At 65.3% G+C, this 7,165-nt stretch carries 5 protein-coding genes; 1 reads left to right on the forward strand and 4 read right to left on the reverse strand.

From position 1 onward, the window contains the following. Nucleotides 1-34 precede the first annotated feature (34 nt). On the reverse strand, nt 35-1,255 hold the full coding sequence (locus AC07XB_RS05985; RefSeq protein WP_492370830.1) for a Bcr/CflA family multidrug efflux MFS transporter: 1,221 nt from the start codon (nt 1,253-1,255) through the stop codon (nt 35-37). Between the two features lie 387 nt (nt 1,256-1,642). Here AC07XB_RS05985 and AC07XB_RS05990 point away from each other — a divergent pair, with 387 nt between their 5' ends. Continuing rightward, nucleotides 1,643-2,224, forward strand: a complete 582-nt coding sequence (locus AC07XB_RS05990; protein WP_492807310.1) for a hypothetical protein — start codon at nt 1,643-1,645, stop codon at nt 2,222-2,224. Nucleotides 2,225-2,306: 82 nt separating this feature from the next. Here the strand turns inward: AC07XB_RS05990 and mdoH are convergent, their stop codons facing one another. The 3 genes from mdoH to AC07XB_RS06005 form a co-directional block, all read right to left on the reverse strand. After that, nucleotides 2,307-4,859: a glucans biosynthesis glucosyltransferase MdoH gene (gene mdoH / locus AC07XB_RS05995; RefSeq protein ID WP_492370831.1), complete on the reverse strand. Its 2,553-nt coding sequence runs from the start codon at nt 4,857-4,859 to the stop codon at nt 2,307-2,309. Then, complete coding sequence (locus AC07XB_RS06000; RefSeq protein ID WP_492370832.1) at nt 4,832-6,415, reverse strand: glucan biosynthesis protein G; 1,584 nt, start codon at nt 6,413-6,415, stop codon at nt 4,832-4,834. The genes mdoH and AC07XB_RS06000 overlap by 28 nt, the downstream gene beginning before the upstream one ends. Before the next feature lie 544 nt (nt 6,416-6,959). Further along, a partial coding sequence (locus AC07XB_RS06005; protein WP_492826520.1) for a hypothetical protein occupies nt 6,960-7,165 on the reverse strand: 206 nt, incomplete at its 5' end.

Genomic DNA, 7,165 nt, shown 5'->3' on the forward strand with positions numbered 1-7,165 from the left:
CCGCCCCGCTATCGCAGCGGCATCGGAGCCCGGATCATTCGGCGCCGTGCACTGTCGCGCCTGAACGGCCGAAGGCCCGCATCAGCACGGCGCCGGTACCGCAAACGCCCATGACCACCGCCAGCGGCAACGCGCTGCCGTCCCGCCAGAAGCTGACGGCAGCGCCGGCCAGGGTACCCAGGGAGAATTGCAGCGTTCCCATCAATGCGGAAGCGGTGCCGGCACGATGGCCCTGCTGGTCCATGGCCAGTGCCGAGGCGTTCGGCAGGATGCAGCCGAGGCTGGCGATGAACACAAAGAAGCCCGTCAGCAGCACCGGCAGCGGCGCCAGGCCGGCGAGCACGGCCGCGGCCAGGACAAGGCCGGCCAGGCACGGCGCAAGCAGCGCGCCGCGCAGGACGTGGTCCAGCGTGCGGTTGCGCACCAGGCGCGCGTTGAGCTGCGACATGCCGATCAGGCCCAATGCGTTGGCGCCGAACACGAAGCCGTAATGGGAGGGATCGATGCCATGCAACTCGATCAGCACGAACGGCGACCCCGCAATGTATGCAAACATGCCCGCCTGCGCGCAGCCGGCCGACAGCGAATAGCCGACAAAACCCCGGTCTCGCAGCAGCTCGCCGTAGTTCGAGAGCACGCGGCCCAGGCGCAACGGCATGGCGCTGGCGTGGTCGAGCGATTCCTCCATGTAGCGGTGGACCACCCACAGGATCAGCAGGCTCGCACCGCACAACAACCAGAAGATGGCGCGCCAGCCGAATGCCGCCAGCACGGCGCCCCCGATGATGGGCGCCAGGATCGGCGCCAGGCCCATCACCAGCATCAGCGAGGAGAAGGCGCGCGCGGATTCATGGGCCTCCAGCCGGTCGCGAATGACGGCGCGCGCCATCACCATGCCCGCGCAGCCACCCAGGGCCTGCAGGAAACGCCACAGCATCAGCGCATCGACGTCACTCGCGAGCGCGCACCCGGCCGCGGCCAGCGCGTAGGCCAGCAGGCCGACATACAGCGGCGGCTTGCGGCCAAAGCGGTCGCTGATCGGGCCATAGAATGCCTGCCCCACCGCCAACCCGACCAGGAACGTCCCCAACGTGAGCTGCACGCGGCCGATATCGACCCCGAGATCCCCGGCCAGCGCCGGGAAACTCGGCAGGTACATGTCAATGGAAAGCGGCGCCAGCGCGGTAAGCGAAGCGCATACCAGGAGCCAAAGCGGAAAGCGCCCGGATTGTGGGGCGCGGGTGGAGCGGGTCATCGAAACTTCCTGAGGAACAACTAGGCAGCCGGCACGGCCACCGGCGCCCAATGCGTCAACCGGCTAGCGGCGTAGCGGCACGGGAGCGGCTAAAGACGTAATTGTTGCATAGCGTAACAAGCCGCGCACTCGGCACGCCGCGCGGCGATGATGCAAGCGCACGTCCGACCGGACGCGTGCAACTGTGATGACGGGCCTGGCGATACCGCGGCATTGCGGCAATTTCGGGCCTCGCTTCGCCGCGGAGTGGAGGAGTGCGTGGCTATCAACGGCAGCGACGCCAAGGGTACAATGCCAGCCTGTCGGCCGCCTGGGGCGGACGATCACGCAGCCCGACGCACCGCGGGAACCCACCCGATGGTGCGGTTCCCGGCAACGTTTTCCTGCATGAGAACAAGATACAAACTGCTTTCTGTCTGTTTTGCCCTGGCCGCCGGCGCGGCTAGTTTGCCGTGGGCGCAGCGCGCGCATGCGGCACCGGCTCCAGCCAGGGCCGCCGCCTCCGCGCCTGCCCCCGTGGTGGTGGACGAGGCCGATGCCCTGGCGCAAATGCTCAAGGGCGCTGCCACGGGCCAGAATACCGGCGCGGCAGGCGTGCCTGAATTGCTGCGCAATACCGCCCGCCCCGACAACATATTGTCGCGCGCTTGCCGCCAGCTCAACGACGCCCTGCCCATCGAGATCGATGGCGAGACGCGCTTGCGCCGCTGCCAGTCGGTCCCTGGCAAACATATCCTGTTCCAGTTGGAGCTGACCAAGTACCGAGGCCCCATGCTGGACCTCGCCAGCTTCGAGCTCAGCTACGCTGCGCCGCTGCAGCGCAATATCTGCGCGAACCGGGACGTTGAAATCCTGACCAAGCTGGGCATCAGCATGATGTTCCGCTACATGACGCGCAACGAGCGCGGCGAGCGTCGCGTTGGCGACGTCTACATCAACGCGCCCATCTGCTCCTCGGCACTGCGCTAGACCCTGCCAACCCCATTTGGCATTCCTGCCGGGATGCCGGGCCTTGCCTCCGGGAGCAGGCGCGCCGGCTCCCGGGCATAGCTCAGGCAAGCCGTGGACGCAACGGCACCACGTTGGCCGCACGCCGGGGCAACACACGGGTTTCTTTCCATCGCGCGTGCGCCAGCGGTGAGCCCCATACCAGTCCATGCAGTTGGGCGAGCGCAAAGGGATCGCCCAGCAACAAGTGTTTCTGGGTAGCCGACAGCGCGTCCGGGCCGGCGGTGAGGGCCTGCTGCACCAGCGCGGCGTGCTCCGCTTGCGTAGCCTGTGGCTGCACCACGCGCGACGAGGCGGTCGCGCACATCAGCGCATTGGTCACCGGGTCGACAACGGCATCGATAAATGCCGGAGGCTCTCCCGCTGCCTCCACGTGCTTTTGCATGGCCACCATCTCGCGCGGGGGTGTGGCCTCCTCCGGCGTCACGAACAACCTGGCTCCGCGCAGCGCGCGGCCCAGCGAGACCCGCGACAGCCAGACCGAAAGCGGAATCGAGCATACCAGCGAGCCCACGATCGGCAGCAGCCACCAGACAAAATTCGGGTCCAGCCACAGCACCAGCCCGCCCCAGGCCAGGCCCAGCAAGGTGTGCATGCCGTGGCGGCGGAACGCCTCGCCCCAGGTGGTCTGCGCATCTTCACGCGGCGGCGACTTCCAGGTAATGCCCCAGCCGCTATAGGCCGCCACCACGAACTTGGTGTGAAACAGCATGCGGACCGGGGCCAGCAAGGCCGACATCACGACTTCGATCAGCATCGACAGCACCAGGCGCAACGGCCCGCCATAGCTGCGCGCGTCCTTCATCAGCAGCACCACGCTGGCGATCTTGGGCAGGAACAACAGTGTGGCGGTCGCCGAGAACAGCGCCAGCGCCTTCTCGGGATGCCATTCCGGCCAGGTCGGGAACAGCTGGTAAGGCTGCGTGAAGTACTCCGGCGGCACCAGCGCGTGCTTGGCCAGCATGATGGTGGACAACACCAGGAACAGGAACCACAGCGGCGCCGACAGATAAGCCATCACACCGGTGAGGAACACCGCGCGGTGCACAGCGTGAAAGCCCTGCTTCATCCACAGGCGGAAGTTCATCAGGTTGCCCTGGCACCAGCGGCGATCGCGCTTGACCTCATCGAGCAGGTTCGGCGGGAGTTCCTCATAGGAGCCCTCCAGGTCATAGGCAATCCACACGCCCCACCCGGCCCTGCGCATCAAGGCGGCCTCGACGAAATCGTGCGAGAGGATTTCTCCTGCCAGCGGGCCCTTGCCGGGCAATGGCGCCAGCGCGCAATGCTCCATGAACGGCTGGATGCGGATGATGGCGTTGTGGCCCCAGTAGTGCGATTCGCCGAGCTGCCAATAATGCAGGCCAGCGGTAAACAGCGGCCCGTACACGCGCGTGGAAAACTGCTGCACGCGCGCATACATGGTCTCGCGGCCCACGGCCAGCGGCGCGGTCTGGATGATGCCGGCCCCCGGATTGCCTTCCATCAGCTTGACCAGCGTGGTCAGGCACTCGCCGCTCATCACGCTATCTGCGTCCAGCACCACCATGTAGCGATAGGCGCTGCCCCAGCGGCGGCAGAAGTCCGCCACATTGCCGGTCTTGCGCTTGACGCGATGGCGGCGCCAGCGGTAGAAGATTCGGCCAAAGCCGTTGACCGCGCGGCAGGTTTCCATCCACGCATCGGTCTCGGCAGTGCGCAAGTCCGGGTTGCCGCTGTCGGACAGCACGAAGAAATCGAAGCGGGCCAGCTCGCCGGTGCGCTCCATCGACTCATAGGTCGCGCGCAGCCCGGCAAATACCCGGGTCACGTCCTCGTTGCAGATCGGCATGATGACCGCAGTGCGCGCCTCCTCCGCAATCGGCCCATCCACTGCGGCCGAGCGTGAGATCAGATGGCGGTCGCCGCCTTTGGCCAGCACCAGGAAACCCATCATGGCAGTCCAGAACCCAGCCGACACCCACGAAAACAGGATGGCGAAGAGCGCCAGCACGGCGATCTCGAGCGGATCGGTGCCGTGATAAGGCAGCACCTTGGTCATGAAGTATGTAGCTAGCGCGGTCTGCCCGGCTACCAGGCCAAGCAGTACCCATCGGCGGTGCTTGCCCGCCGGGTGCCATTTGCCCTCGGCATCGGGACCGTCATGTAGCGTGTCCCAGGTTTCCGGGACTGGCGGGCGGCCCAGCATGCGCCTGCCCAGGTTGCGCAGGAAGCCGGTGACGATGTGCGGAGGCCACGCCCGCGGCACCATGGAAGCGCGTTTGGGTTCGGGGCCGGTGTCGATATGCACGGTGCCGTCCGCACGACGCTGCACCAGCGGCTCGCCCGACGCCAGCGGTGCGCCATAGGCAAGATTGAGGCGGCGCCCCACCGAGCCGTAGGATGGGCCCGCCGGGGATGGCTCGCCGTCTTTGGCCGCGAGTGTGCGCTGCAGAAGATGGATGGCCGACTCAGTGTCGGCGGCGTCGCTGCCAGCGACGTTGTCAAGCAGCTCGCGACGCTGGTCGGGCGAGACAGGAACGCGATCGAGATAGCGCTCGCATGCCGCCGCCGGAGCGGCGCGCCGCTTCAGCCTGGGGGTAAGATGTAGCTCCACGTCTCGGATAGGGTTGTATTGCCGTTGCGAAGATAGCCGCGCAATTCGACCGGTTTGTTCTCGTCCTTGCGGCGCACGACCATGGTCATGCGCCAGCCGCCGGTGGCCGCATTGCGTTGCGTCGAAGTGTTCAGCAGCTCCCCGTTGCTGTCGGCCGAGATCACCGGATCGATCCGGGTATCGGCGGCCAGTTTCTTGAAGGCCGGGCCTTCAAAATCCACCACCAGCGAAAAGCTGGTGTCGTCCTGCTTGCGGCTGAGGCCCTGGCCACGCCGCGTTTGTGTCACCCACGACAGCGGCGGCTGTTTGTCGCCGTCCTTCTGCCACAGCAGCCGATACTCGAAATCGAAAGGTTGCTTGGGCTTGGGCGGGGTGTCAGGCACCCAGTACGCCACGATGTTGTCGTTGGTCTCGTCCGGGGTCGGGATCTGCACCAGCTCGACCCGGCCCGAGCCCCAATTCCCCTTGGGCTCCACCCAGGCGCTCGGCCGACGCTCATACCACGCGCCAATCTCCTGGTAGCTGCTGAAATTACGATCCCGCTGCATCAGGCCAAATCCTTGCGGATTGGTCGCGGCAAACGAGGTCACCAGCAGGCGCTTGGGATTGCTCAGCGGCCGCCACAGCCACTCACCCGTGCCGAGCTGCACCGAGAGGCCGTCGGAGTCATGCACCTCGGGCCGATAGTCCGGCACCGAAGAAGGTTGGTTCTCGCCAAAGAGGTACATGCTGGTCAGCGGTGCCAGGCCAAGCTTGGTGACGTTTTCCCGCATGAACAAGCGCGACTTCACCTCCATGACCGTCTCCGTGCCTGGCCGGATCACGATCCGGTACGCCCCGCTCACGCGGCGCGAGTCCATCAGCGCATAGATGGTCAGTTGCTTGTCCGCTGGCGATGGCCGCTCGATCCAGTACTCCACGAAACGCGGGAACTCTTCGCCGGAATTGAGCCCGGTATCCACGGCCAGGCCCCGCGCCGACAAGCCATACCACTGGTCCTTGCCCAACGCGCGGAAATAGCTGGCGCCCAGGAAAGAAACGACTTCGTCCTTGCCCTTGGTGCTGTTGAGCGGATAGAGCACGCGGAAGCCGGCGAAGCCAAGCGTCTTGAGCTTGCTGGTATCGACCTTGTGCGGCCCGTAGTTGAACGCGGACGGATCGAAGCGGATCTCGCGGGCACTCCCGCTCACCACTTCATTGATGCGCACCGGCTGGTCGAACACCATGCCTTCATGAAAGAAGGAGAGCTCGAACGGCAGCTTGGCATTGCGCCACTGATAACGCTCAGGCTTGTATTCGATCTCGCGGTAGCGCTCGTACGGCAGCTCGCGCAATTCACGCGGCAGATTCTGCGCGGGTGCCTTGTAAGGACTTGCGGCCAGCTGGCGCGCGCGCGCCGCCACGGTGTCGAAGTCGAACGCGTGCGCCACCACGGCACACAGTGCCAGCATGCCGCCGCACAACCACCTGCCCAGGCGCAGTGCGCCTGTGTTCGCAGGCGCCAATGCACGGCGCTGGATAGATTCGACGGTCGGCAAGGTAACGGTTTCGGACATGAATGCCAGTGACGGGCGTAGTTGGACGGTTACGATCAATCAAACACCGCAGCAAAAGGCGGGCCACCATGCGAGCGGAATGACTGAAGCAACGGCGGGATGCCGGCCAGCGCGAACCGGGGGAAAATGTAGGGGATCTCGCTGCGCATCGCTTTTGACTGGGTGCTGAACCTGTGCCTGCATGTATCGGGACGTATCCGACTTGCTGCAATGCGCAATAAGACCTTAACAACTCGAGACTAAGAAGTCACGTTTCGATCACGCAACGTTTGCAACAATTTGAAACCCCAGCCATCCGGACGCCGCTTTGCGCGCGCCGCTCGAGCCCAGGCATCACATTGGGCATACCGTCGAATCATCGCTTGGTGCTTCGCAGGGCACGTTCGGGGCACAGCCATTTCTTCAGCGATTACCCCTACGGCGCCACCACGCATGAGCAAGGCGGAACGCGAACATCGGCCCCCTGCCCTCAGACCGCTGCGCCATGTCCTCTACATAGCGGCAGCCCCCGAATCTGCAACGCTAGAATACGGATCGCACGCCGTCAACGTGCGTGGCGAGCACGTGCGCAGCACTGGAACGGCGCATAGCGCACCTGCAAAATCGTGCACTGCACTGGAATCATGCGGATGGGGTCCGCCGCGCCCAAAAAAAAGAGAGGCCGTAGCCTCTCCAGATTGCTGACAAAGCCTCCCCAACGCGGGAGGCTTTGTTCATAATGGAGCGATGCTAAGAGCACCCGCCCCTTAC

This window comes from Cupriavidus sp. GW821-FHT02F09, assembly GCF_059421605.1.

Excerpts from the sequence above, each read along its gene's own strand:
- AC07XB_RS05990 (WP_492807310.1), top strand. The coding sequence starts at position 1,643 with ATGAGAACAAGATACAAACTGCTTTCTGTCTGTTTTGCCCTGGCCGCC.
- AC07XB_RS06000 (WP_492370832.1), bottom strand. The coding sequence starts at position 6,415 with ATGTCCGAAACCGTTACCTTGCCGACCGTCGAATCTATCCAGCGCCGT.
- AC07XB_RS05985 (WP_492370830.1), bottom strand. The coding sequence starts at position 1,255 with ATGACCCGCTCCACCCGCGCCCCACAATCCGGGCGCTTTCCGCTTTGG.